This is a genomic window from Arthrobacter sp. UNC362MFTsu5.1 (assembly GCF_000685965.1).
In the GTDB taxonomy this organism is placed as follows: domain Bacteria; phylum Actinomycetota; class Actinomycetes; order Actinomycetales; family Micrococcaceae; genus Arthrobacter.
In genome coordinates, this window is record NZ_JMLE01000001.1 from 456,957 (window position 1) to 481,162 (window position 24,206).

Annotated in this window: 23 protein-coding genes and 1 pseudogene; 11 read left to right on the plus strand and 13 right to left on the minus strand. The window is 67.2% G+C overall.

Annotated features, from left to right (window positions below):
- Nucleotides 1-17: 17 nt before the first annotated feature.
- From BS38_RS0102195 to BS38_RS0102205, 3 genes are read right to left on the minus strand one after another with little or no spacing between them, the layout of a single operon-like run.
- Entirely contained in the window at nt 18-575 is a 558-nt protein-coding gene (locus BS38_RS0102195) for a dihydrofolate reductase family protein (RefSeq protein ID WP_028269323.1), read from the minus strand.
- A 13-nt stretch (nt 576-588) separates the two neighbouring features.
- Entirely contained in the window at nt 589-1,458 is an 870-nt protein-coding gene (locus BS38_RS0102200; RefSeq protein ID WP_028269324.1) for a hypothetical protein, read from the minus strand.
- Nucleotides 1,455-2,213, minus strand: a complete 759-nt coding sequence (locus tag BS38_RS0102205; RefSeq protein ID WP_028269325.1) for a hypothetical protein — start codon at nt 2,211-2,213, stop codon at nt 1,455-1,457. Before BS38_RS0102205 ends, BS38_RS0102200 begins: the two co-directional genes overlap by 4 nt.
- On the opposite strand from BS38_RS0102205, the gene BS38_RS0102210 reads away from it, so the two are divergent.
- Entirely contained in the window at nt 2,206-2,451 is a 246-nt protein-coding gene (locus BS38_RS0102210; RefSeq protein WP_028269326.1) for a hypothetical protein, read from the plus strand. The genes BS38_RS0102205 and BS38_RS0102210 overlap by 8 nt on opposite strands.
- A gap of 266 nt (nt 2,452-2,717) precedes the next feature.
- Here the strand turns inward: BS38_RS0102210 and BS38_RS0102215 are convergent, their stop codons facing one another.
- From BS38_RS0102215 to BS38_RS24155, 5 genes and pseudogenes are all read right to left on the minus strand, one after another.
- The gene (locus BS38_RS0102215; protein ID WP_028269327.1) at nt 2,718-2,939 is read right to left on the minus strand and encodes a hypothetical protein; all 222 of its coding nucleotides are present in this window, start codon (nt 2,937-2,939) and stop codon (nt 2,718-2,720) included.
- A complete protein-coding gene (locus BS38_RS0102220) occupies nt 2,936-4,147 on the minus strand; it encodes an inorganic phosphate transporter (RefSeq protein ID WP_043437366.1) in 1,212 nt (403 codons plus the stop codon). The genes BS38_RS0102215 and BS38_RS0102220 overlap by 4 nt, the downstream gene beginning before the upstream one ends.
- A 170-nt stretch (nt 4,148-4,317) precedes the next feature.
- A complete protein-coding gene (locus tag BS38_RS0102225; protein WP_028269329.1) occupies nt 4,318-4,812 on the minus strand; it encodes an HAD domain-containing protein in 495 nt (164 codons plus the stop codon).
- Nucleotides 4,813-4,979: 167 nt separating this feature from the next.
- Nucleotides 4,980-6,245, minus strand: coding sequence for an FAD-dependent oxidoreductase (locus BS38_RS0102230; protein ID WP_028269330.1), 1,266 nt, complete (start codon nt 6,243-6,245; stop codon nt 4,980-4,982).
- Nucleotides 6,238-7,583, minus strand: a pseudogene (locus tag BS38_RS24155) (MFS transporter). The gene BS38_RS0102230 and the pseudogene BS38_RS24155 overlap by 8 nt, the downstream one beginning before the upstream one ends.
- A 48-nt stretch (nt 7,584-7,631) precedes the next feature.
- Here BS38_RS24155 and BS38_RS0102240 point away from each other — a divergent pair.
- The 4 genes from BS38_RS0102240 to BS38_RS0102255 all read left to right on the plus strand — a co-directional run bounded on the left by BS38_RS0102240 (nt 7,632) and on the right by BS38_RS0102255 (nt 11,294).
- Entirely contained in the window at nt 7,632-8,465 is an 834-nt protein-coding gene (locus BS38_RS0102240) for an IclR family transcriptional regulator (RefSeq protein ID WP_028269331.1), read from the plus strand.
- Between the two features lie 98 nt (nt 8,466-8,563).
- Entirely contained in the window at nt 8,564-9,709 is a 1,146-nt protein-coding gene (locus BS38_RS0102245) for a cupin domain-containing protein (protein WP_028269332.1), read from the plus strand.
- Nucleotides 9,706-10,542: a fumarylacetoacetate hydrolase family protein gene (locus BS38_RS0102250; protein ID WP_028269333.1), complete on the plus strand. Its 837-nt coding sequence runs from the start codon at nt 9,706-9,708 to the stop codon at nt 10,540-10,542. The genes BS38_RS0102245 and BS38_RS0102250 overlap by 4 nt, the downstream gene beginning before the upstream one ends.
- On the plus strand, nt 10,542-11,294 hold the full coding sequence (locus BS38_RS0102255) for a maleylpyruvate isomerase family mycothiol-dependent enzyme (protein WP_028269334.1): 753 nt from the start codon (nt 10,542-10,544) through the stop codon (nt 11,292-11,294). The genes BS38_RS0102250 and BS38_RS0102255 overlap by 1 nt, the downstream gene beginning before the upstream one ends.
- 78 nt (nt 11,295-11,372) lie before the next feature.
- On the opposite strand, the gene BS38_RS0102260 is transcribed toward BS38_RS0102255, so the two are convergent.
- The gene (locus tag BS38_RS0102260) at nt 11,373-12,242 is read right to left on the minus strand and encodes a universal stress protein (RefSeq protein WP_028269335.1); all 870 of its coding nucleotides are present in this window, start codon (nt 12,240-12,242) and stop codon (nt 11,373-11,375) included.
- A 143-nt stretch (nt 12,243-12,385) separates the two neighbouring features.
- On the opposite strand from BS38_RS0102260, the gene BS38_RS0102265 reads away from it, so the two are divergent.
- Together BS38_RS0102265 and BS38_RS0102270 are read left to right on the plus strand one after the other, a co-directional pair.
- Complete coding sequence (locus tag BS38_RS0102265; RefSeq protein WP_051628666.1) at nt 12,386-13,039, plus strand: hypothetical protein; 654 nt, start codon at nt 12,386-12,388, stop codon at nt 13,037-13,039.
- Complete coding sequence (locus tag BS38_RS0102270; protein ID WP_028269337.1) at nt 13,036-13,737, plus strand: hypothetical protein; 702 nt, start codon at nt 13,036-13,038, stop codon at nt 13,735-13,737. Before BS38_RS0102265 ends, BS38_RS0102270 begins: the two co-directional genes overlap by 4 nt.
- Nucleotides 13,738-13,866: 129 nt before the next feature.
- On the opposite strand, the gene BS38_RS0102275 is transcribed toward BS38_RS0102270, so the two are convergent.
- The gene (locus tag BS38_RS0102275; protein WP_156037039.1) at nt 13,867-15,198 is read right to left on the minus strand and encodes an erythromycin esterase family protein; all 1,332 of its coding nucleotides are present in this window, start codon (nt 15,196-15,198) and stop codon (nt 13,867-13,869) included.
- Nucleotides 15,195-16,577 carry an MBL fold metallo-hydrolase RNA specificity domain-containing protein gene (locus BS38_RS0102280; RefSeq protein WP_028269339.1) on the minus strand — a complete coding sequence of 461 codons (1,383 nt, stop codon included), beginning with the start codon at nt 16,575-16,577 and terminating at the stop codon, nt 15,195-15,197. Before BS38_RS0102280 ends, BS38_RS0102275 begins: the two co-directional genes overlap by 4 nt.
- 173 nt (nt 16,578-16,750) lie before the next feature.
- Here BS38_RS0102280 and BS38_RS0102285 point away from each other — a divergent pair, with 173 nt between their 5' ends.
- Complete coding sequence (locus tag BS38_RS0102285) at nt 16,751-18,385, plus strand: helix-turn-helix transcriptional regulator (protein ID WP_028269340.1); 1,635 nt, start codon at nt 16,751-16,753, stop codon at nt 18,383-18,385.
- A 223-nt stretch (nt 18,386-18,608) separates the two neighbouring features.
- Nucleotides 18,609-19,736: a class I SAM-dependent methyltransferase gene (locus BS38_RS0102290; protein WP_081818781.1), complete on the plus strand. Its 1,128-nt coding sequence runs from the start codon at nt 18,609-18,611 to the stop codon at nt 19,734-19,736.
- Between the two features lie 46 nt (nt 19,737-19,782).
- Here BS38_RS0102290 and BS38_RS0102295 read toward each other — a convergent pair whose 3' ends face one another.
- On the minus strand, nt 19,783-20,199 hold the full coding sequence (locus tag BS38_RS0102295) for a VOC family protein (protein WP_028269342.1): 417 nt from the start codon (nt 20,197-20,199) through the stop codon (nt 19,783-19,785).
- 181 nt (nt 20,200-20,380) lie between these two features.
- On the opposite strand from BS38_RS0102295, the gene BS38_RS0102300 reads away from it, so the two are divergent.
- Nucleotides 20,381-21,001 (plus strand): L-threonylcarbamoyladenylate synthase, encoded by a 621-nt coding sequence (locus BS38_RS0102300; protein WP_028269343.1) that lies wholly within the window; start codon nt 20,381-20,383, stop codon nt 20,999-21,001.
- A gap of 82 nt (nt 21,002-21,083) precedes the next feature.
- On the opposite strand, the gene ligD is transcribed toward BS38_RS0102300, so the two are convergent.
- The gene (gene ligD, locus BS38_RS0102305; protein ID WP_028269344.1) at nt 21,084-22,106 is read right to left on the minus strand and encodes a non-homologous end-joining DNA ligase; all 1,023 of its coding nucleotides are present in this window, start codon (nt 22,104-22,106) and stop codon (nt 21,084-21,086) included.
- A gap of 161 nt (nt 22,107-22,267) precedes the next feature.
- On the opposite strand from ligD, the gene BS38_RS0102310 reads away from it, so the two are divergent.
- A complete protein-coding gene (locus tag BS38_RS0102310; RefSeq protein WP_028269345.1) occupies nt 22,268-24,184 on the plus strand; it encodes an alpha-amylase family glycosyl hydrolase in 1,917 nt (638 codons plus the stop codon).
- The last annotated feature ends 22 nt before the right edge of the window (nt 24,185-24,206 follow it).

Here is a 24,206-nt window from a genome sequence, read left to right on the forward strand (position 1 = left end):
TCCCTTAACCGGGCCCGTCAGCCGGGCAGGTTTAAGCCGAGCCGGTACCGCAGTTCCACGATTCCCCTGCCCATGGTCTTGGACGCCACCAGCTCCAACGGCCGGGTGGGGCCGGTCTTGATCGGCAGCACAGGCTTACCCGAACCCAGCACCACCGGGATGATGGAAACGATGATTTCGTCCAGCAGGCCGGCGTCGGCGAATTGGGCCGCGAGCTCTCCCCCTCCCACCAGCCAGATGTTCTTGCCGGCCGCCTCCGCCGCGAAGTCGTCCATGAACTCGCGGACGTCGCCGCGGATAAACGTGATGTCCGCTCCCCGCGGCGCGGAATGTTCGTGGTGCGTGAAAACCCAGCTCGGGGTGTCAGGGTAGGGCCAGTTGCCGGGCTCGTGCTCCATGAGCCAGGCATACGTTTCGCCGCCCATCACGATGCAGCCGACGTCGGCCATGAACGTTTCGTAGCTTTCCCGGCCGCCCTCGAACCCGTCGAACTGGAGGAGCCATGCCAGGTCGTCGTCGGACGTGGCAATGAATCCGTCGAGGGACGAGGCCACAAAATATTGGAGACTGGACATGGGCCCAGCCTAGTCATTTGGACTCGGGGTTCCCATACTCCACGCGCATGCCGGGATCATCGCGGAGCACCACCACTTTGCCGCTGCGGAGCGTCCAGCCCTCGTTGAGCAGGAATATGCGTCCGCCGCTGACCACCAACAGCCGCAGGCCGCTGTACTGGTACACGGGATGTTCCGCTGTTCCGCTGGACTGTTCGCGGACGTTGGGCGCGCTAATGCCCAGCCGGTCCTTGCTGTACACCACGGCCGTGGGCAGGAGCGCGGACCGTTCCTCATAGCTCACCGCCAGCCCCCGTCCCAGCGCCTGGGCAAAATCGGAGGTGCCCCAGAACAGCAGCAGGGTCACGAGGCAGAACACCAGCGTCTTCTCGGACCCCCGCGACAGTGCGGCCAGGCTGCGTCCGGACGCTTCCGCGGCCCGCCGCCAAAGACTCAGGCCCCAGGCCGCGAGCAGCACGCCGCCGGCCATGATGTAGGGCACGAACAGCACGGTGCGTTCCGGCTGGACGATCACCACCAGCCACATGGCAGCTGCACAGGCCAGGCCGACAAACAGAATCACCGCCGCGAGCCGCCGGATCCCCGCCACCCTGCCGGCGGCGAGGTGTCCGGCCAGGAACCGGTCCAGGGATAACCACGCAACAGCGACAAGCAGCAGCCAGACCAGCGGAATGAACAACGACGGGATGCTGCGGAGCACGAAATCCTGCACCGTGTAGCCGAAGAGGCTGACGTCCAGTCCCATCGCCTTCGCCTGGGCATCAGTCCGTGCCCAGCCGAAGTAGACCAGCAGGGCGGTGGCAATGGTTAGTGGCGGGCCGATGACCGCCAGCATGTCGACGGCGCGCTTCCAGCGGGGGTCCGCCTCCGGGTCGCCGCTCATGGCTGCGGTTCCGTCAGCCGTGTTGTCGACCCGGACTGCGGCGCGGACTGCGGCGCGGACGCCGGCGGGGTCGTGGCGGGGCCTGACGTGGGCGGTGCAGTCGGGGTGGGGCCGGGACCGGGCGGAGACTGGTCGGAATACACCAGCACTGCCGCGCCGGAAACCGGCGGAGTGGCCTCCACGGTGATCCGGACAGCGGACGTTCCTGTGGCCGGAGGGGCGGAAAAAACGAACGGACCGAACTGCGGGCCGAACTGCTGGCCACCGTTGTCGATCGGAGTGCCGTCCACCAGGATTCTGTCCACGTTCACGAAGAACCCTTCCAGCCGCACCTGGGTGCCGCCGGCGGCGGAAACGGCGGGGACGGGCTGGCCGGCGAATGGCCCGTCAAGGACAGTCAATCCTGTCAGCTGCCGGGGGCAGTCATCGCCCACTCCTGCTGAATCCACTTGAAGCCGGACTCCCGGGTGGGCGGCCCGGAGGTCCACGGCCTGGCGCAGGGATTCCGTGACCTTGATTTCCCAGCACCTTTCGGGCGGCAGGCCCGCCACGCCGGAGAGCGCAGACCTGGCCCGGTCCCAGTCTCCGGGCAGATCAGTGGCCAGCGCCTGGCAGGTGGCCTCCGCAGCTGTCCACACTTCAGGAAATGCCGTGTTGAGGGTCGACTCGCGCAGGCCGGCGCAGTCGCGGTTCCGCAGGAGTTCGTACAGAGTCCCCTCCGGCGGGTCGGAGGGCGCGGCCGGTCCGATGGGCACCCAGCGGATCACGACGGCGCCGGGAGCGGGCGGAGGCCCGTCGCCGGGCCCGGGCAACGGGGCAACCGTCGGCGGGGCGTTGCTGGAGGCCGTCGATGTGGTGCCGGACGCTGCAGCGGAAGCCGGCGCCGTCGTCGTTGTTGTTCCAGGGCCAGGAGGCGGGGAAGGCGGGATGACACATCCGCTGGTAAGGAAGAGCAGGCCCAGGGCCGCCATTGTTCCCGGCAGCCTGACCTGAAGCCGGCGTGGTCGTCGGCCTCGGAGCCGGCCGGCTTGACCGGCTGTCAGCCCGGCCGCTGCCACGGTTTGACTGTGCATGACAGACCCACCTGCTCGCGGTTCCCGGCGGGGGAACCGGCCTGGATAGAACCCTTCGGGATGACTCCCGGCATCGGCCGGCTGCGGGGCCGGACCAAACACGCTGAAACAGTGTTAACTATTCCCCCGATGGGCGATATCCGCCAGAGCAGCACCTTGCGTTCCAGCCGCGGGGCCGGGCCGCCACTACTTGCTGAAGTACGGGATGATCAGGTACAGGCCGAACAGCACCGCGAGCCCGCACAGTCCGAAGCAGACGTACGCCAGCGACTTCATCCAACGCGGCGCGGCCTGCTCGGGGTCACCCGCGATCGCGGTGAACCGGACTCCGACGGAGTAAAGGACCACCACCGTCACGGCCGCCAGGAGCGTGGCGCCCGCTACCTGGACCAGTTCCAACCATTTCATTTGTCTCCACCGTTCAGCTTGTGGGCGCGGCTGGCGGCCAGTGCCTTCTTCTTGCGGAAGCGGACGGCCTGCCCTGCTTCCTCGACCTCCACGGCATTGTGGTGGCCAACATGGGACTTTCGGGACTGCACGAACATGAACAGCACTGCGCCGGTTCCGGCGACGGCGGCAATGATGACACCGACGATGCCGGTTTTCACCAGCAGGGCGGTCAGGGCGCCGACGATCCCGGCGGCGGGCAGCGTGAAGAGCCAGCCGACGGCGATCCGGCCGGCGGTGCCCCAGCGCACCGAGGTGCCCTTGCGGCCCAGCCCCGAGCCGATGACGGATCCGGACGCCACCTGGGTGGTGGACAGGGCGAAGCCCAGGTGCGAGGAAGCGAGGATCGCCGAAGCCGTGCTTGCTTCGGCGGCGAAACCCTGGGCGGGTTTGACGTCGGTAAGCCCGGATCCCATGGTGCGGATGATCCGCCAGCCGCCGGCGTACGTACCGATGGCAATGGCGAAGGCACAGGCTGCGATGACCCAGAACTGCGGACCGGAGCCCGGCTGCTGCGTTCCGGCGGCAATCAGTACCAGGGTGATGATGCCCATGGTCTTCTGCGCATCGTTGGTTCCATGCGCCAGTGCTACGAGGCTTGAGGTGAAGATTTGGCCGGTGCGGAAACCACCACGCTTCTGGGTGAGCTTGCTGCCGGTCTCCGGGTCATGCCGGGACGTCAGCGCGTAGGCGAGTCGGGTGCAGACGTACGCCACGCCGCCGGCGATGACCGGAGCGAAGATTGCGGGGAGGATGACCTTTTGCATGAGGGACTCAAAGTTCACCGAATGAATGCCGATGCCGGCTATCGCCGCGCCAATGAGGCCGCCGAAGAGGGCGTGTGACGAACTCGACGGGAGTCCCTTAAGCCACGTGATCATGTTCCACAGGATGGCGCCCATCAAGCCGGCAAAGATGATGTCCGGGGTGATCTGGATACCGTCGGACCCTTCCTTGATGATTCCGCCGGAAACAGTCTTGGCCACTTCGGTGGAAAGGAAGGCTCCGACCAGGTTCAGGACCGCTGCGAGGGCAACCGCCGTCTTGGGTTTGATGGCACCGGTGGCAATAGGCGTGGCCATTGCGTTTGCGGTGTCATGAAACCCGTTGGTGAAGTCGAAAAAAAGTGCCAGCGCTATAACCAGCGCCACCATGAAGGTGATTTCCACCTGTTGCCCAATCTGCAGAGTCGACGGTCAGCAGTTCCACTTCCCCTTTGCCCCGTCCGCACGCAGCGTTACCCCGGTGTTTGCCGGAAGTTCAGGTGGTGTTGTTCGGAAGGGGCTTGAAACCCTATCGATCGTACGCGTCAACGCCGTGAGGACAAAACAACCGGCGGTCAAAGGAATGCCCGCACCGCCTCCAGTTCAGCGCGGGACAATCCGCGCCTGGGCTGCGGCGAAACCAGCAGCAGCCGCCGGCCAAGGACGGAAGCCCATGCCTGGGCCTCGGCCTCGTAATCGAGCTGGTCGTCGATCCAGACGGCGCGGTCCGGAGCAACCGCCTCGATGTCCCGCTGCAGTGCCCGCAATTTCCACCATCCTTCGCCGCTGGCCAGTCCATTACTGGCCAGTACAGGCCATTCCTGCCCGGCAAGGCCGATCGCGGGGCACAAATAGTCCGGTGCCATCTCCTCCCAGCTGGTGAGCCAGACGCATCGGAGGCCGGGTGTCCGGGACAGGGCATTGAGGGACTCCACCAGCTCACCGGCGTATGCCACTTCAAGCAGGCCGGCATCGGAAATTCGCCACCGGCTCCCCCAGTCCGTGGTGCCGGCCGCCCCGAACGGGCAGATCACGCCGTCCACATCCAGGTAGAGGGAGACATTCCTCACGCCGGGGTCCTTTCCTCCGGGAGCTCCACGTCTTCCAAGGGGGCTCCACAAAAAACGTTACCGACGGCGGGCGGGGCGGGCAACGGCTTCCGTGCCAACGGAAAGTGCCGGACACGCACACGTGTCCGGCACTTCCCAGGGTGCAGCGCTAGGGCCGGGGCATAAGACTAGGCGGGGACTTTCGCCGCCGCTGCCGCATCCCGGACCACGGGAACTCCGTCGCCGGACTGGCCGTACAGCCAGTCGTTGTACTGGAAGTCGTTGTCCTTCCGGCTCTTGAAGAGCAGGTTGCGCAGCGTCCTGGCCAGCCCCGAGACGTGCCAGGATTCGCCCCAGACGCGGGCGGTGCGCTGGACCCGGGCGGTGCGGCCGGCGCGGATGGTGTTGAACTCCTGGATCGCACCGTCCCAGGCTGCCGGATTGACGCCGTCGGCCGTGAAGACGGTGCCTACGGTGGCGTCCTGCAGCACAGCAGCGTCCTCAAGCGCCTGGCAGGCGCCCTGGGCGAGGTACTGGAGCATCGGGTGCGCAGCATCGCCCATCAGCACCATCCGGCCGGCGACCCAGTTTTCGATCGGGTCGCGGTCGTACATGGGCCAGCGGATGCCGGTGGCCAGGTTCTTGAGTGCGTCCTGAACCGCCGGAACGCAGTCCTTGTAAGCTGCCTCCAGCTCGTCGACGCCGCCGTACTGCTCTTCGCCGCGTTCGAAGGAAGCGGATTTGAAGACGGCTACGGTGTTCAGCAGCTCGCCCTTGCGCAGCGGGTACTGCACGAGGTGGCAGTCCGGGCCAAGGTAGACGATGACGTCCTCGATGTCGGTCCTGGGGGTGTTTTCGGTGATCGGCACAGTGCCGCGGTAGGCCACGTAGGCGGAGGGGACCGGCTCGTCGTTGGCCACGAGGGGACGCAAGGTGGATTTGAGCCCGTCGGCGCCGATCACGACGTCGGCCTCGAAGTCCACGCCGGCGGCCGTGTGCGCCACGCCGCGGCCGTTGACGGTTTCGACGCTCTCGACCATGACATCGTTGACCAGCGTCACGCCGGCGGCTTCACAGCCTTCGAGGAGGACGCGGTGCAGGTCGCTGCGGTGGATGACGACGTACGGGGCGCCGTAGCGTTCCTCGAACTCCGCGCCGAGCGTCTGGCGGGTCAGCTCCTCGCCGGTCACGGCGTCGCGGAACACCAGGTGCTTGGGCTGGACACCGATTTCCAGCGCCTTTTCCAGCAGGCCCCAGCGGCGGAGGACACGGGAAGCGTTGGGGGCCATCTGCAGGCCCGCGCCCACTTCGCCGAATTCGGGGGCACGTTCCACGAGGGTGACGTTGGCGCCGTTTTCACGCAGCGCGAGGGCTCCGGCCAGTCCGGCCATTCCCCCTCCGATGACCAGGACGTCAGTCGACAGGACATCGGTGGACGTGGCGTGCTCAGACATTGATAGCTCCTGTAGGTGAGGGTGGGGTGGAAAGTTTTGACTTGAGTTTGAGTCCGACGGCGGCCAGCAGTACCGCTGCGATGGCGGCCGCGCCGGCGAAGGCGATGAAGTTGGAATGACGCCCATTCCGGCGGCCAGCAGGAGGCCGCCCACCTGGGGTGCGACGACGGCGCCGATGCGGCCTGTCCCGAGCGCCCAACCCAGCGCGGTGCCCCGCAGGTGTCCGGGATAGTGGCTCGCGACGGCGGCGATGATCAGGCACTGTGTGCCGTGGGTGCCGACGCCGGCCAGGACCAGCATGAGGTAGACCACGGTGACAGGCGGTCCCGCAACCAGTACCACCAGCGCACCCGCCGCGACGGCGGCGGCAGCGATCGCCGTCGGAATCGGACCGAACCGGGTCCCGGCCCAGGCGGTAATGACCGAACCGGCCACCGCACCCAGGTTGAGGGCCAGGGCGAAAGTCAGGGCGGAGCCCAGGTTGTAACCGGCCAGCTGCATGAGGTTGGGCAGCCAGGTGCCGAGTCCGTACCAGGCGAACAGGGTGGCGATCGTCGCCAGTGCGAACAGCAGGCTGACCCCCAGGTACGGTGCCCGGAGCAGGGAAGAGAAGCCGGACGGTTCCCGGACTGCGGAGCCCTTTCCTGCGTTCTTCCGTGCGGCCTTTTCTGCTGCACTGACCGGGGTCAGTGTCTCCGGGAGGTATTTCAGTCCCAGCGGCACCACGATCACCAGGGCCAGGACTGCCGCGAGGAACATCGACTGCCAGCCGAAGGCCGGAATCAGCTGGATGCCGACCAGCGCGGCGATTGATCCGCCGATCGGGACACCGGACATCATCAAGGTGGCGATGGTGGACCGCCATTTAGTGGGAACGAGTTCGGCAACGAGGGCGTTCGCCGACGGCACCAGGCCGCCGAGCCCGATGCCGGCAAGGAGCCGCAGGGCGCCGAAAACGGCGGCGTTCGGAGCGAAGGCGCAGAGGACGGTGAAGATGGAGAAGACGACGGCGCAGCCCAGGATGGTGCGGCGGCGGCCCCACGAGTCGGCCATCCGGCCGGCAAAGATCGCACCGATCATCATGCCGAGGAACGCCGTGGACCCGATGGTCCCGGCGGTGGCCTTGTTCAGGCCCCAGCCCGTCTCGGTGATCAGTGAGGACTGGACAGTCCCGTAGACGATGAGGTCATAGCCATCGAAGACCACCAGTAGCCAGCAGACGAGGACGGCGGCGGCCGAAGCTTTCGAGAACCGTGATGCAGGCCCATCAGCGGTTGTGGGGGCGGAAGCCCCCTGCGAGGACCGTTGCGGCACTGCAGCGGAAGGTGTGTGATTCATGCCACTACTGTCATGGCCGTTGGAGGTGAACCACAATACAATTCTGATGTGCAGAAAGAGCCAGCAGCCAAACCGGCCTCCAGGTCAGTCCGGAAACCCGTGCAGAAGCGGCCCACGTATTCCATCGAGGCAGTGGACAATGCGCTGCAGCTCCTGCAACTGCTCCGCGATGGAGGAGCGCTGCGGCTCAAGGACGCAGCCGAGGAACTGGCCGTTGCTCCGTCCACCGCCCACCGCCTCCTGGCGATGCTGGTCTACCGCGGGTTCGCAGTGCAGGATGAAACCCGCCGGTACGTGCCGGGCCCGGCCATGGGCGTCGGCCCCGCCGGGTTGAGCTGGACCCGGCTGCTCCGCTCGCTGGCCCAGCCGCACATGGAACTGCTGTCCGCGCAGCTGAACGAGACGGTCAACCTCATGGTGCGGGTGGGCACGAAAGTGCGTTTCCTGGCCACCGTGGAAGGAAACAATGTGTTGCGGGTTGGCGACCGGCAGGGGACGGTGATGCCCGCCAACAAGACCTCCGGGGGCAAGGCCATGCTCGCCGAACTGGAACCCGCCATGATCGACCAGCTCTTCCGCAGCAACAACGCCGAGATCGGCGGCGATACCATCCCGGACGCCGAGTACCCGGGGTTCCTGCGCGAGCTGGAGTCCATCCGCAGCAACGGCTTCGCCGCCAATTTCGAAGGCACGGAGGAGGGCGTGAGCGCTTTGGGGATTGCCCTGCACAACCGTCACGGAAATGTGGTGGGCGCCCTCAGCGTCGCCACTCCGGCGACTCGTTTTCGCAGGGTGTTCGACGCCGGGCTGGTTCGCGCGATGCGGGAAACCTGCCGTCAGCTGGAGATAGACATCGCGGCCAATCCGGCCGACCCGGATTAGTAATTCTGACCAGCAGAATATGTTGGAGCTCACAGCGCAGCCCTCCGTAGAGTCGAGACACGCCAACGAACTGTTCCGCACTCACCGAGGAGGCACCTGTGTCCATCAGCGCCGAGAACACAACTCATGAATCAGTGGCCGCCAGCCACGCCCTGCCGGAGCCGACACCGGAGGAGGCCGCGCAGCTTGAGCAGCTGTACCGGGACTTCGACCGGGAGAACCTGATCCCGTTGTGGACCGAGATCGCGGACCTGATGCCGATGGTCCCCTCCCCGAAGGCAGTCCCCCACGTCTGGCGCTGGAGCGACCTGTACCCGCTGGCGGCCCGTGCCGGTGACCTGGTGCCGGTGGGCCGCGGCGGGGAACGCCGCGCGATTGCGCTGGCGAACCCGGGACTGGCCGGTACGCCGTACGCGACTCCGACGCTGTGGGCTGCGATCCAGTACCTCGGTGCCCGCGAGACCGCTCCGGAGCACCGCCACTCGCAGAATGCCTTCCGCTTCGTCGTTGAGGGCGAGGGTGTGTGGACGGTGGTGAACGGGGATCCGGTGCGGATGTCGCGTGGCGATTTCCTGCTGACTCCGGGCTGGAACTTCCACGGCCACCACAACGACACCGATGAGCCGATGGCGTGGATCGACGGCCTGGACATCCCGTTCGTGCACTACGCGGACGCCGGGTTCTTCGAGTTCGGCACCGAACGCGTCACCGACGAGGCCACCCCGGATATCTCCCGCTCCGAGCGGCTCTGGGCCCATCCCGGGCTGCGGCCGCTCTCGGGCCTGGATGACACCACCAGTTCCCCGATCGCCGCGTACCGCTGGGAATACACCGACCGGGCGCTGACCGAGCAGCTGCTGCTGGAGGACGAGGGCCACCCGGCCACTGTGTCCCAGGGCCACGCCGCGGTCCGGTACACCAACCCCACCACCGGCGGGGACGTGATGCCCACCATCCGGGCCGAGTTCCACCGCCTCCGCGCCGGCGCCACCACCGAAGCCGTCCGCGAGGTCGGCTCCAGCGTCTGGCAGGTCTTCGAGGGCTCCGGCACCGCCACCCTGAACGGCGAGGTCAGGACCCTGGAGAAGGGCGACCTCTTCGTGGTCCCGTCCTGGGCTGAATGGTCCCTGCAGGCCGGCGCTGACTCGAACGCAACCTTTGACCTGTTCCGTTTCAGCGACGCCCCGATCTTTGAACGACTGAACTTCAACCGCACCTACATCGAAGGACGCAAGAACGCATGAGACTCCTCACCCTCCGCACCGGCACCGGCACCGGCCAAAACACCGTAGCTGTCCGCCAGGACGGCGATACCCTGACCGAAATCGACGGGTTCGCCGACGTCGGGGCACTGCTCCGCACCGAAGGCTGGGAAGCGACCGCGAAGGCCGCGACCGGCCCGACGCACCCGGCCGAGGGCGCGGACCTGGCCCCCGTGGTGCCGTTCCCGGGCAAGATCATCTGCGTGGGCCACAACTACCGCAACCACATCAAGGAAATGGGGCGGGAAATCCCCGAGTACCCCACCCTGTTCGCCAAGTACCAGGAATCCCTGATCGGCCCGAACGACGACCTGGCCCTGCCGCAGGAATCAGACACCGTGGACTGGGAAGCTGAACTCGCCGTGGTGATCGGCAAGAAGGGCCGCCGGATCAGCGAGGCCGACGCCAAGGACTACATCGCCGGGTACTCCGTGCTGAACGATGTGTCCATGCGCGACTACCAGTTCCGCACCATCCAGTGGCTCCAGGGCAAGACCTGGGAGAACTCCACCCCGTTCGGGCCCGCCCTGGTCACGCAGGATGAGTTCACCGCCGGCCCGCTGATGACCTCGGCCGTGGACGGCGACGTCCAGCAGTCCACCCCGACCGGTGACCTCGTGTTCACCCCGGAATTCCTGGTCTCCTACATCTCCACGATCATCACGCTGAACCCCGGCGACGTGATCGCCACCGGGACCCCGGGGGGTGTGGGCCACGCCCAGGACCCCAAGCGCTACCTGCAGGAAGGCCAGATCCTGGTCACCACCATCGAGGGCCTGGGCCAGCTGACCAACCGCGTGGTCAAGGAAGCCTGATGGTTGCCCGCCACGACCGGACCACGGACCCGGTCCTGCTCGAGGGTTTGCTGCAGGCACGCCGGGGCACGGCGTTCTTCGCCCGCAAGCTCAACGAGCTCCCGGACGCGGAACTCGACGGAGATTCGCTGCTGCCGGGCTGGACCCGGCGGCACGTGACGGCCCACATCGGCTACAACGCGCGGGCCATCGCGCGGCTCATCGAGTGGGCAGCCACCGGCGTGGAGACGCCCATGTACGCCTCCACGTCGGTGCGGGACCACGAAATCAACTTCGGCGCGACCCTGCCGCCGATCGCGCTGCGGCACCTGTTCGACCACTCCGCAGTGCACCTGAACGTCGAATGGCGGGACCTCCCCGCAGAAGCCTGGCACCACAAAGTCAAAACAGCCCAGGGCCGGATCGTCCCGGCCGAAGAGACAGTGTGGATGCGCACCCGCGAAGTCTGGGTCCACGCCGTGGACCTGGACAACGGCGCCACGTTCACCGACATCCCCACCCCGGTCCTGGCCCGGCTGCTCAAAGACATCACCGGCGCCTGGCACACCCGCGGCACCGACACCGGACTGCTCATCAGAGTCACCGACCAGCCGGGCGCCATGGTCTTCGGCGACACCAACGCCGAAACACCGCTCGTCGTCTCCGGCCCGCTCGCTGCCATCACCCAATGGGCCACCGGCCGCGGCACCCACGGCGTGACAGCAACAAGCACTGACCTGCCCGAGGTACCGCCAGCACCCAAATGGATCTAGTACCCCGGCAGCCGGTTCCGGACATGAAGGTGGCCCCCTCCGCGGAGGGGGCCACATGTCGTGTACCGGGGGTGCCTGCTATTCCTCGTGCTTGATCTTGTGCACCCGGGTGACCACCGTGGGGCACGGGACCCGCAGCAGGACCGCGTGGGCGGTGGAACCGAGCAGCAGCCTGCTGAACCCGCCGCGCCCGCGGCTGCCGATCACCAGGAGCCGCGCGTTCGCGGCGGCCTCCACGAGGGCCTTGGCCGGATCGGTGTCCTTGTCGAGCACCTGGTTCACCACGAGGTCCGGGTACTTGTCCCGCAGCCCGGCGACTGATTCGGCGAGCACGATTTTGTCCTCTTCCTCAATGACTTCAGCCAGGCCGCTCGCAGGCATCCCGCTCTGGACCCAGCGGGCGGGGCGCCGGAATGCCAGCAGGGCCGTCAGCTCATCCCCTTCACGGTCGGCCTCCGCCGCGGCAAACGCCACCGCCTGAAGGGACTCCTCCGAACCGTCCACGCCGACAACAACGCCGCGTCCCTGCGGCCCCTGGGCCTGCGGTATGACTGCCACCGGGCTGTCCGACGCGGTAACAACCTGAAGGGCCCGGTCCGTCATGGGACCCCCGTCGGCCCAGTGGCGGTGGTGCGAGCCGATGACCACCATGGCGGCCTCTTTGGACATGTCCTTCAGGGCCGAGCCTGCGCTGCCATGCCGCAACTGCACGTCGACGGCGACGTCGGGTTCCTTCTTGGCGGCATCCTCCTGGACCTGCCTTAGCAGCTCCATGCCTGATTCCCGGATCAGTTCGTGATACTGGAAGTCCGGCGACATCCACCGGTCGTCCACTGCATGGACTGCAATGACCGGGAGCTTCAGCTGCGCTGCCCGGTGCAGCGACCACGACATTGCGGACTCACTTCCCGCGGAGCCGTTGATGCCGACGACGATTGGTTTGCTCATTCGAATCCTGCTCTTCTCCATCGCGTTTTCGGATCAGCACGCCGATGGCCGCTGACACCTTCAGTGTGCTCCGGGGGCAGAGGCACGGGTTAGGGCCTTAAGCCCCTCACCGGCCACTGAGCCCCGCGCGTAGCGTCAGCCCCATGGAGGACACCCGGGCGGACCCGGCCGCCCCCGCACGGCCCAAGCCGTTCCTTCGCCGTTGGTTCCTGTGGGTCACACTCGGTGAGAGTGCAGGCTTCCTGGCTCCCGCCGTCGTCGCGGTCTTTGTGATCATTCCGGACACGGCCGGCGCCCTGGCGTGGCTGGCCGTGGCGGGCGTCGCAGAAGGCACAGTCCTGGGACTTGCCCAGGCACACGTACTGAAGCGGGAGCTGCCCGGGCTCCGTATGCGGTCGTGGACCGTCCGCACCGCTGCCGGCGCGGCCCTGGCCTGGCTCATCGGTCTTGCCCCCAGTACATTCGCAGCACAATGGCAGGCCTGGCCGCCGGTCCTGCAACTCGCCGTCGCCGTGCCCGGAGCCTTGCTGCTCCTCTGTTCGATCGGCCTGGCGCAGTGGCCGGAACTGCGCCGGCACGTCGCCCGCAGCGGACGGTGGGTGGCCGGGAACGCCCTCGCATGGTGCGTCGGGCTGGGACTGTTCTTCGCCGTCGCACCTCCGCTATGGCAGGAGGGACAGCCGCCGACGACGGTAATCGCCATTGGTGTCGCGGCCGCCATCCTGATGGCGGCCGGCATGGCGCTGGTGACCGGGCTGGTAATGGACCGGCTGCTGGCCGCCAGGGGAAACACATGACCCGCCTCCGGCGGGACCCGGCAGCTTTTGCTGCCGACGGCGAGCGCTTGCGGATCTCGGGCGGCATGGCCGGATTGATGTCGGCAGCGCTCGGCATAGCGGGCGGATCCATGGAAGTCCTCCTCACCGGGCCGTGGCCAAACGCCTCCGACGCAGGCTACGCGGCGTTCCTGCTGGCCAACCGGACGCCGGTGCTGGCCCAGAGCATGCTTTTTGTGTTCAGTTCAGCGGCCCTGATCTGGTTCCTGGGCTATGTCCGTTCGTACCTGTACCGCCGGGAAGGCGGCCCCGGGACGCTGGCTGGCATTGCGTTCACCGCCGGCGTGCTGGGCGCTGGCTTGAACATCCTGGGCCAGGCTGCCCAGATCACGCTGACGCTGCCGTCGCAGGCCGCGGTGGCACCGGGGGTGGCAGCCGCCGTCGCGGATCTGTGCCTCGTCACGCTTGCGCTGGCGAACCTGCCCGCCGGGGTGATGTTCACCGCCGTTGCTGTGGTGTCGCTGCGGATGAAGGCATCCCCCGTGGTCCTCGGCTGGATCGCCGCCTGTGCGGCGGCAGCCTCGTTCCTGTCCGCACTGTCTCTGATTCCGGAGAGCGGGCCGCTGGCCCCCATGGGCTGGCTGACCACCTTGCTCCGGCTGGTGCCGCTGCTCTGGTACGTTCCTGCGGCCGTCCTGCTGATGCGGCGCCCTGTTTGACGCAACGTCCTGCCTGACAAGGCGCCGCCCGGCAAGACGCCGCCCGGCAAGACGCCGCCCGGCAAGACGCCGCCCGGCAAGACGCTGCCCGGCAAGACGCCGCCCAACAATGCGCCGCGTGCGGGAATTTCAGAAGCCGGTGGGTTCCGTTTCGAACTCCGGCTCGTGTGGTGCAGCTTCGTGATGGAGCGGCCGAAGTGCCGAGGTCTGCTCCAGCCAGATCAGTGCGTCGTAGCGCCCTCCCATCCGGGTGGGGACGTAATTCCCGTGTTCACTGGCCGGCCGGTAGACAACGCCGATGGCCCTGTGCCCCAACCAGGCCGACAGCCATGGCCCGGACCTGTCCCTGCCGAATTCCAGCAAAGCCGGTGCGCCCAGCGCCTTGTGCAGCAGTTCCTCGTGGCTTCCTGCCCGCGCCTCCGGTACCTTCAGCACCCGTTCCGGGGAGCCCCATTCATCGGCAGCCATCACTGTTCCCGCATGCGACGCCAGCCCCACGAGGGTCACACCTTCGGTCCCATGGCGCTCGCGGAGCAGCTGGCCCACGTTCACCAGCCCGTCCCGCGCCATGTCGGTGGCCCGGGCATCCCCCACGTGGGTGTTGTGCTCCCAGATGATGCCCTTGGATGCCGGGCCCAGATGTGCACTGAGCCGGTCCACAGTGTCCGCCATGTGATGGTCCCGGACATTCCAGGACTCGCGGTTCCCCTGCACCATGATGCGGTAGTAGTGCTCGGCGTTGGCGGCGACCACGGCGTTCTGCACGGCGTCGAAGGCCTCGTCACTTTCGACACGTGGTTCATGGTCCCGCAGCGACAGGGCCCGGGTCCGCACCTCGGCGAGCAGGGCGACGACGTCCGCCTCGCAGGATTCCGGGACCAGCCTGGTGCGCCACGCGTACTGGTGCGGGTCTTCGTGATGCGGAAGGAAGCACTGCCATGCGCGCATGGCCGCAGGAACGGCGTCAGGCTCGTTTCCCTGGAGCCAGCCGATGATTTCCCGTAGGGAATCCCACAGCGAGTAGACGTCCAGGCCGTAGAAGCCAACGCGTTCGGCCAGGGGGCGCTCCAGGTTCCAGCCGCGCAGCCAGTCAAGGAAACCCGCCACTTCCTCGTTCGCCCACATCCAGGTGGGCCAGCGCTCGAACCCGGCGAGCATCGCGTGGACCCCGGAGTCCAGCCCGGTTTGTCCCCGAACCCAGCGGTTGATCCGCCAGCAGTCCGGCCAGTCACCCTCGACTCCGATCCAGCTGTACCCCTGCTCCTCGATCAGCCGCATGGTCAGGCGGGCACGGACGGTGTAGTACTCATGGGTGCCATGGGATGCTTCGCCGATGGCCACAAACCGGCCGGAGCCGGCTTTGTGGACCAGCCCGTCGAGGTCCCTGAGACCGGTAAGCGGACGGGCAAGGGACCGGATCTCGTCCGGCATGCTCATGCCGGACAGGTTTCCGGTGGTCACGTCGGGTCCTCGAGGGAGATGCCTTCGAGGTACTCCGGGACGCGTACCCGCCAGCCGAGTTCCCGCTTGATCCGGACCCGGAGGGCGTCGGACGCCTCCGGCTCGCCGTGGGTGATGTAGGTCATCCGTGGTTCCCGTTCGGCCGCCTTCATCCACTCGATCAGCCCGTCGGCATCCGCATGCGCTGACAGGCTCTCCATCTGGATCACCTCGGCCCGGATGCGGATGTCCTCACCGTAGATCCGAAGCTGCCGTTCACCGGCGGCGAGCGCGGCACCGCGGGTTCCGCCCGCCTGGTAGCCGCTGAGGACGATGGCGTTCTTCGGGTCTGATCCGTATTCGGCGATGTGGTGCAGGATCCTGCCACCGGTGAGCATGCCGCTGGCGGAGATGATCACCATCGGGCCGCCGCGGAGATTGAGCAGTTTCGAGTCGTCCACGGTGCGGGTCATCTTGGCCACTTTGTACATGTCCTCGTATTCCCGCTGCTTGAGCCGGTGCTCATCCGGGTGGCGCTGGTACATCCCGGAGGCGTCGATGGCCATGGGACTGTTGAGGTACACGGGGATGTCCGGAATCGCGTTCTTGCTGCGGAGCCGGGCCAGGTGCAGCATCAGCGTCTCCGCCCGTCCCACAGCGAACGCGGCAATCATGATGACGCCGTTCTTCTTCGCCACGCGGGTGATGATCTCCCCCAGTTGCAGTTCCGGATCCAGGCTGGAGTGCTTGCGGTTTCCGTAGGTGGACTCCGTCACCAGGATGTCAGCGGCACCCAGCCCGCGGGGAGGAAACATCAGGGGGTCATCGGTGCGGCCGAGGTCCCCGGTGAAGTGGACGGAGTGCTGGCCCGCCTCGAGCCGGATCTGGGCAGCACCCAGAATATGGCCGGCCGGCAGGAACGTGGCCGAGATTCCCCCTCCCAGTTCCAACGGGGCATCGAATCCCTGTTCGCGGAAACTGTCGAGCGACTTGACCGCGTCCGCGGCGGTGTAGAGCGGTACCGGCGGGCTGTGCCGGGACGATCCCCGCTGGTATGCGTATTTGGCTTCCTCTTCCTGCAGGTACCCGCTGTCGGGCAGCAGTAGCGTGCACAGTTCAGTGGTGCCCTCGGTGGCATACACCGGCCCCGCGAAGCCGTCCCGGACCAGGGCGGGGACATAGCCGGTGTGGTCAAGGTGCGCATGGGTCAGCAGCACGGCGTCTATGGAGCGCGGCTGGACGGGGAAGGGAACCCGGTTCCGGTCCCGGAGCAGCTTGTAGCCCTGGAAGAGCCCGCAGTCCACCAGGATGCGCCTCCCGCCTGCTTCCACCAGGTATCTCGAACCGGTCACGCTGTCCGTGGCTCCGAGGAACCGGAGTTGCGGGTGTCGGTCTCTCATGGTGCTCCCTGTTCCCGTCGGGCAGCGTTCCCGTAACCGGGAAGTATCTCCTAGCTTCCGCTTCTTCCCGGAGGCCACGTAGGGCCGAAAGTCATAGCTGCCCCGGTGTTCCCCGCGCCTATCCGGCAGTCCCGGCACGGCAGTACGCTGGACCCACCCCTTGGAGACGTCGTATGGCTGAACAGGATCCAATAACCAGCGCCCGCGCGGCGTACGCCCGCAGGGACTGGCCCGCGGCACGGAACGGGCTGCTCGCCGCCAGGACGACCACCGGCCTGGCGCTACCGGACCTGGACGCCCTGGCCGACGCCATGTGGTGGCTGGGCCGCGTTCCCGAATCGTTGTCCGTGGCCGAGGAACTGTACAGGGGCCTTGCCGGTGCAGGAGACCGGCCGGCCGCGGCCATGAAGGCGATCATCCTGTCACTGCAGTGGGGAACCCGAGGGGACCTGATGGTTGCCTCCGGCTGGCTCAACAGGGCGCGGCGCCTGCTCCAGGATCTGCCCGAAGGCCCCGAGCAGGGCTACCTGCTTTATCTCCAATCCGTAATGTCACTGGACCTGGAAGAAGATCCCGGACCGGCGAGGGCGGCTGCAACCGAACTCGAGGCCATGGCCGGCCGGCAGTCGGATCCCACCCTGGGATGCTTTGCCCGCGTGCTGGCTGGCCTGGCTGGCGTCCGTGCCGGACGGACCGAGGAAGGGTTCAACGAACTGGACGAGGCCATGTTGCCGGTCCTTGCCGGGGACGTTGCCCCCGTGTGGGCCGGGGACATCTATTGCACGGTCATCCACCTGTGCCACCAGCTCGGGGACCTGGCCAGGATGCGGGCCTGGACCGGCGCACTGGAGCATTGGACCGCGGACCAGTCAGCCACTTTTGTGTACACCGGCGTGACGCGCATCCACGAGCTGCAGCTGGTCAGTGCCGAAGGCGGCTGGGATGAGGTTGAACGGGAAATAGGCGCTTCGAGCGACAACCTGGTGGATGCGCACGGCTGGATGGCCGGCGCCGGCTACTACGAGCTGGGTGAGGTGCGCCGGCTTCGCGGCAACGCTGCCGGGGCCCTGGCCGCTTTCGGGCGGGCACGCGGCGTCGGAGTCGACCCGCAGCCGGGAGAGGCGTTGCTCCACTATGCTGCCGGCAACAGCGCACTGGCGCTCAACCAGTTGCGCGCCGCCCTGGGCGAGAGCCGGCTGCTGGACCGGGCCAGGCTGTTATTGCCCGCCACGGAGCTGGCGCTGGACCAGCGCGAGGCGGCGCTCGCCGAGGCGTTCGCGTCGGAGCTGGAGCGGACGGCAGCCCGGTTCGCCTCTGCGGGCCTCCGTGCGTGGGCATGCCAGGCCCGCGGCGACGTCCTGCTGGCGGCCGGCCGTGGCAGCGACGCACTGCCCCTGCTGGAAGCCGCCGCCCGGACGTACCGGGCGCAGCGGGCCCGCTACCGCACGGCCCGGATCCATGAGCTGCTCGCCAGCTCCCGCCGCAGCCTCGGCCAGGCCGGTGCTGCCGACGCCGACGTCGCCACCGCACTCGCCATCTACCGGCAGCTCGGCGCTGTCCCCGACGTCGAACGGCTGGAGCGCGACGCAGCAGCCGGCACCGGCGGGAGGGACAGGAACGGCCTCACCGCCCGTGAACGCGAGGTGCTGGCCCTCATCACCACGGGGGCCAGCAACCGTCAGGTGGCGGCAGCCCTGGTCATCAGCGAAAAGACAGTGGGGCGGCACCTCGCGAACATCTTCGGCAAGATCGGAGTCTCCACCCGGACCGCCGCGGCGGGCTGGGCCAGGGAGCACGGCATCACCTGACTGAGGGCAACAACAACTGGACAACGCACGACGACGGCGGCGGGCGGGCGCCGTCGTCGTCGTGCGCTGGTTGCCTTAACCGCTCCGCGCGCGGGAACCCCTGCATCATTCGCCCCATGCCCCCGGCGAAAGTTGCATCATCCGCCCGACGCGGGGCTTGCCGCCTCGAAAGTACTTTCGAAGTAGCCGGACAGGGACGTCCGCCGACCGAAAGGAAAGAACGATGACCACCACCGATACCAACCTCCACACAGGCGCCGGGAAGACCGCGTGGGACGACGGGTTAGTGACAGAGGACGCCGTTGAGGCCGGCGCAGCCCGGTTGCTCGGCATCCTCAACGACAGCTCCGCAGCCCTCCTGGCCAGCGTCGGCCACCAGACGGGGCTGTTCGATGTGATGGCCGGACTGCCCGCGGCCACGAGCGAGCAGATTGCGGATGCGGCGGGCCTCAACGAACGCTACGTCCGGGAATGGCTCGGCGGCATGGTGACGGCCCGCTTCGTGGAGTACCGGCCAGCCCGGTACCCACACGCTGCCGGAACCTACCGGCTGGACCCCGCGCTCGTTCCGTCCGTCTCCGGGCCCGGAGTCGACAACCTGGCCCGCATGCTGCAGTACGTCACGCTGATGGGTGAGGTGGCCGGCAGGATAGCGCAGAAGTTCCGCACGGGCGGCGGCCTGGGATACGGGGACTATCCGGATTTTATGCACATCCAGGCCAGTGACAGCGGCTCAGTCCACGACGCTTCCCTGGTGTCCGCCATCCTCCCGCTGGCCGGCTGCGTTGACCGGCTGCGGGCGGGCATCGACGTCGCAGATATCGGCTGCGGAGCGGGCCACGCCGTGAACCTCATGGCCGGGGCCTTCCCCGCGAGCCGGTTCACGGGCTACGACTTCTCGGAGGATGCCGTGCTGGCGGGACGGGCGGAAGCCCGACGGCTGGGACTGGGAAACGCCCGGTTCGAGATCCTGGACGCAGCCGCCCTGGACGTCGTGGAAGGCTTCGACCTCATCACCGTCTTCGATGCCGTCCACGACCAGGCCCGGCCGGCGCAGGTGCTACACAACATCCACCAGGCGCTGCGCCCGGACGGCACGTTCCTCATGGTGGACATCAAGGCCTCCAGCAACGTTGCCGACAATGTTGGGCTGCCGTGGGGAACGTTCCTCTACGCGATCTCCACGTTCCACTGCATGTCCGTCTCCCTGGCGCAGGACGGGGACGGGCTCGGCACGGTGTGGGGCGTGCAGCTGGCGGAGTCCATGGTGCGGGCTGCGGGCTTCGGCACCGTTGAGGTGAAGGAGCTCGACGAGGATCCGTTCAACGCCTACTTCGTCGCCAGGAAGTAGGCGCCGAACGCCTCCCGCAGCCGGTCCCGCTGCTGCCTGGGTCCGGCTACTGCTTGGGACCCGCGATGTTCACGAGCCAGGCGACGCCGAACTTGTCCGTGCACATGCCAAAGGTGTCGCCCCACGGCGCCTGCTCAAGGGGCACCGTCACGGTCCCGCCGTCGGACAACTTCTCCCAGTACCCGCGCAGTTCGGCGTCGTCCTCGCCGCTGAGGGAAACGGAGAAGTTGTCGCCGGGGTTGAAGCTCATGCCGTTGGGCGTATCGGCGCCCATGAGCACCAGGCCGGATTCGGTGGTCAGCATGCCGTGCATGATCTTCTCCTGCTCCGACGCGTCCTCGCTGGCATGGAAATCGCCAAAGGTGCTCAGTGCCAGTTCGCCTCCAAATACGGACTGGTAGAAGGTCATGGCGTCCCGTGCGTTGTCCCTGAAGCCCAGGTAAGGATTAAGTGTCGTGGTCATGGTCGGGTGTCCTCTCGTGCCGGTCGATACCCGGACCAACCGTGGATCCGGTGGCCGCCCGGGCTTGGAACACTTCATATGTTGCCCGAGTCCTGCGTGACTGCATAGGGGACGGTTCGGCCTACACCTCGGAGGCGCGGCCCTCCGTGCAGAAATCAGCGCCGGGCCATAAGCTCAGGGCATGGCCAGATACTTTGACGTGCACCCCGACGATCCCCAGCCCCGTGCGATCGGACAAATAGTGGAGCTGGTGAGGACTGGCGGACTGATCGCCTACCCCACCGACTCCTGTTACGCCCTTGGTGCACAGCTGGGAAACCGGGACGCCCTGGACCGCATCCGGTCCATCCGGCAGCTCGACAGCAAGCACCACTTCACCTTGGTCTGCAAGGATTTTGCCCAGCTGGGCCAGTTCGTCCAGATCGACAACGACGTGTTCCGCAGCATCAAGGCTGTCACGCCGGGCAGCTACACGTTCATCCTTCCGGCCACCAAGGAAGTGCCCAAGCGCCTGCTGCATCCGAAGAAGAAGACCGTTGGTGTCCGCATCCCGGACAACGCCGTGGTCCAGGCGCTGCTGGCCGAGTTGGGTGAGCCGCTGCTCTCCAGCACGCTGCTGCTGCCCGACGAGGAGGAACCACTCACCCAGGGCTGGGAGATCAAGGAACGGCTGGACCACGTAGTGGACGCGGTGGTTGATTCCGGCGACTGCGGGGCGGAGCCGACGACGGTCATTGACTTCTCCGGCGGATCGGCGGAAGTGGTGCGGCGGGGCATGGGTGACCCGTCCCGGTTCGAGTAGCCGCCATCTCGCCTGAAAACCGGGCGGGCGCCTGCGGCAGCCTTCTTTGGGCAGGCGGCCGCGGACGCCCTCTCCGGCTGGCTCAGTCCTTCTTGCGCGCCCTGCTGGGCTGAACCCGTGGAGGTTCGCCCGGCATCTTCGGATAATCCGGCGGGAACGGCAGCTCCCCGAGGCCGGAGCCGACGTCGCGTTCCCACCATTCGAGCAGCACGTCGATCTTCCCGGGTTTATCCTTCATGTCCGCCCACGGGTCTCCAACGGTCTTTAGCCGGTCCGGGACGGTGAGGATGGTGAAATTCTTCGGATCGGCGCTCTCCAGTTCGTCCCAGCTGATCGGGCAGGACACCGGGGCGTGGCCCAGCGCACGGGGGCTGTAGGCGCCGGCTATGGTGCGGTCGCGGTTGGCCTGATTGAAGTCCACGAACACCCGTTCGCCGCGTTCTTCCTTCCACCATGCTGTGGTGACCTTGTCCGGCATCCGCCGTTCCAGTTCACGGGCGGCGGCGATGACGGCATGGCGGACGTCCAGGAACTCACGGGTCGGCTCCACCGGGGCGTAGACGTGCAGTCCGCGGTTGCCCGAGGTCTTGATGAATGTGGTGAGTCCGGCTTCCGCGAGCACGTCCTTGAGCTCCAGCGCCGCCGGGATCGCGTCGTCGAAGTCCGTTCCCGGCTGGGGGTCCAGGTCGATCCGCAGCTGGTCCGGGTTGTCCGTGTTTTCGGCGAGTGAGGGCCAGGGGTGGAACACCACGGTGTTCATCTGGGCGGCCCAGACGGCGGCGGCCGGTTCGTCCAGGACCAGCATGGGATGCGAGCGCGCACTCGGGAACACCACCTTCACCGACCGGATGAAGTCCGGTGTGCCCTTCGGCGGGTTCTTGGAAAAGAACTGCTCGTCCTCCACGCCGTCCGAAAAACGCTGCAGCGCGACGGGCCGGCCGCCGTTCGCCGCGATGAAGGCGTCCCCCACGTCCGCCAGGTAGCGTGCAAGGTCCAGCTTGGTCAGGCCCAGCTCCGGCCACAGGACACGGCCGGGACTCGAGATCCGCATCTCGCGGGGACCGTTCGGCCCGTCAACGGTGAGGGTGGTGGATTCGCTCGCCATGGTGACAACCTACCCCGCGCGCCCCGCTCCGTCAGTAGCTGGCGTCCGAATGGAAGAAAGTTGGGCCCGCTCACTGGGCACGCGCCTGCGGGTCTGTCAGGATGTGAACTGGCCGGTTGCCGCCACCGGTGCCCGGGAAATCGTCGAAGGAGACCCGTTCCATGGTTGAAGCCGCAGGTGTGGACCAGGCATTGTGGCAGCACGCACTGAGCGCCCTGGGCGCGCAGGCGGACCTTCTGCCGAAGGGGCAGGACAGCTCCGATTTCCGCCGCCGTTTCGACCGCCATTTCCCTGACCTGTACCGGCTCTTCCATGCCCTGTACGGGACGCGGCCGGACTTCCAGGACCAGCTGACGGCACTCGTGCTTCAGACTGCCCGGTCCTGGAACGACCGCCCGGCTGAACTCAAGGCACTTGATGCCGAACGGGAGCACGACAGCGGGTGGTTCCTCTCGAACAACATGCTGGGCGGCGTCTGCTACGTTGACCGCTATGCCGGGGACCTTGACGGAGTGCGCGCCCGGATCCCCTACTTCAAAGAGCTCGGCCTCACGTACCTGCACCTGATGCCCCTGTTCCAGGCGCCGGAACCGCATTCCGACGGCGGCTACGCCGTCTCCAGTTACCGTGACGTCAACCCGAAGCTCGGGACCATGGAACAGCTGCGTGACCTCGCCGCCGAACTGCGGTCCAACGGCATCAGCCTGGTGGTTGACTTCATTTTCAACCACACCTCGGACGAACACGAGTGGGCGCGGCGCGCGGCCACGGGCGACCCGGAGTTCAGCGACTATTACTGGATTTACCCGGACCGCACCATGCCGGACGCCTTCGAGCAGGACGTGCGCGAGATCTTCCCGGATGACCACCCCGGATCGTTCATCGAGATGCCGGACGGCCGCTGGGTGTGGGCCACGTTCCACACCTTCCAGTGGGACCTGAACTACTCCAACCCGGACGTCTTCCGGGCCATGGCCGGCGAGATGCTCTTCCTGGCCAACCAGGGGGTGGACATCCTGCGGATGGACGCCGTGGCCTTCATCTGGAAGCAGCTCGGCACGCCCTGCGAAAACCTGCCGGAGGCCCACACCCTGCTGCGGGCCTTCAACGCCGTCTGCCGTCTCGCCGCGCCGTCGCTGCTGTTCAAGTCCGAGGCGATCGTCCACCCCGACGAAGTGGCGCTGTACATCGACCCCGCTGAGTGCCAGCTTTCCTACAACCCCCTGCAGATGGCCCTGATCTGGGAAGCGATGGCCACCCGCGACGTGTCGCTGCTGGCGCAGGCGCTCGAGCGCCGCCACAACATCCCGGCCGGGACGTCCTGGGTGAACTACGTACGGAGCCACGATGACATCGGCTGGACGTTCGCGGACGAGGACGCGGCGGAGCTGGGCATCAACGGTTTCGACCACCGGCGCTTCCTGAACTCGTTCTACGTCAACCGCTTTCCGGGCAGCTTCGCCCGCGGCGTTCCCTTCCAGGACAACCCGCGGACAGGCGACTGCCGCATCTCCGGCACGACGGCGTCGCTCTGCGGCCTGGAAGACGGCGCGGGCCAGGCGGTTGACCGGATCCTGCTCGCCCACTCGGTGGCCTTCAGCACCGGCGGGATCCCCCTGCTGTACCTTGGCGATGAAGTGGGGCAGCTCAATGACTACGGCTACGCCCTCGAAGAAGGCCACGGCACGGACAGCAGGTGGGTGCACCGTCCCCATTACCCCGGCGGGAGGTACGCGAAGCGCCACGACCGGACGACGCCCGAAGGCGCCGTGTTCGAAGGACTCCGCACCCTGATCTCCGTGCGGGGCTCCACTCCCGAATTTGCCGGGACCCGGCTGGTTCCCTTCAATACCAACAACCGGGGCGTCCTGGGCTACCAGCGGCCAGGCGAAGGATCCCTCGTCCTGGCCCTCGCCAACTTCAGCGACTCACCGCAGAGCATCACGGCGCAGACACTGTCCGGATTTGAGGGCAACGCAGTCGATCTAATGACCGGCAATCCGGTGCGGATCGATGGAGGCGTCAGCCTCAGGCCTCAGGAATTCCGCTGGCTGCGGGTGGCACCGGTCCGTGGTTGAGAGGCACTGATCCGGCATGATG

Excerpts from the sequence above, each read along its gene's own strand:
- BS38_RS0102195 (WP_028269323.1), bottom strand. The coding sequence starts at position 575 with ATGTCCAGTCTCCAATATTTTGTGGCCTCGTCCCTCGACGGATTCATT.
- BS38_RS0102200 (WP_028269324.1), bottom strand. The coding sequence starts at position 1,458 with ATGAGCGGCGACCCGGAGGCGGACCCCCGCTGGAAGCGCGCCGTCGAC.
- BS38_RS0102210 (WP_028269326.1), top strand. The coding sequence starts at position 2,206 with ATGGGCACCCAGCGGATCACGACGGCGCCGGGAGCGGGCGGAGGCCCG.
- BS38_RS0102215 (WP_028269327.1), bottom strand. The coding sequence starts at position 2,939 with ATGAAATGGTTGGAACTGGTCCAGGTAGCGGGCGCCACGCTCCTGGCG.
- BS38_RS0102230 (WP_028269330.1), bottom strand. The coding sequence starts at position 6,245 with ATGTCTGAGCACGCCACGTCCACCGATGTCCTGTCGACTGACGTCCTG.
- BS38_RS0102250 (WP_028269333.1), top strand. The coding sequence starts at position 9,706 with ATGAGACTCCTCACCCTCCGCACCGGCACCGGCACCGGCCAAAACACC.
- BS38_RS0102255 (WP_028269334.1), top strand. The coding sequence starts at position 10,542 with ATGGTTGCCCGCCACGACCGGACCACGGACCCGGTCCTGCTCGAGGGT.
- BS38_RS0102260 (WP_028269335.1), bottom strand. The coding sequence starts at position 12,242 with ATGAGCAAACCAATCGTCGTCGGCATCAACGGCTCCGCGGGAAGTGAG.
- BS38_RS0102265 (WP_051628666.1), top strand. The coding sequence starts at position 12,386 with ATGGAGGACACCCGGGCGGACCCGGCCGCCCCCGCACGGCCCAAGCCG.
- BS38_RS0102270 (WP_028269337.1), top strand. The coding sequence starts at position 13,036 with ATGACCCGCCTCCGGCGGGACCCGGCAGCTTTTGCTGCCGACGGCGAG.
- BS38_RS0102280 (WP_028269339.1), bottom strand. The coding sequence starts at position 16,577 with ATGAGAGACCGACACCCGCAACTCCGGTTCCTCGGAGCCACGGACAGC.
- BS38_RS0102285 (WP_028269340.1), top strand. The coding sequence starts at position 16,751 with ATGGCTGAACAGGATCCAATAACCAGCGCCCGCGCGGCGTACGCCCGC.
- BS38_RS0102290 (WP_081818781.1), top strand. The coding sequence starts at position 18,609 with ATGACCACCACCGATACCAACCTCCACACAGGCGCCGGGAAGACCGCG.
- BS38_RS0102295 (WP_028269342.1), bottom strand. The coding sequence starts at position 20,199 with ATGACCACGACACTTAATCCTTACCTGGGCTTCAGGGACAACGCACGG.
- BS38_RS0102300 (WP_028269343.1), top strand. The coding sequence starts at position 20,381 with ATGGCCAGATACTTTGACGTGCACCCCGACGATCCCCAGCCCCGTGCG.
- ligD (WP_028269344.1), bottom strand. The coding sequence starts at position 22,106 with ATGGCGAGCGAATCCACCACCCTCACCGTTGACGGGCCGAACGGTCCC.
- BS38_RS0102310 (WP_028269345.1), top strand. The coding sequence starts at position 22,268 with ATGGTTGAAGCCGCAGGTGTGGACCAGGCATTGTGGCAGCACGCACTG.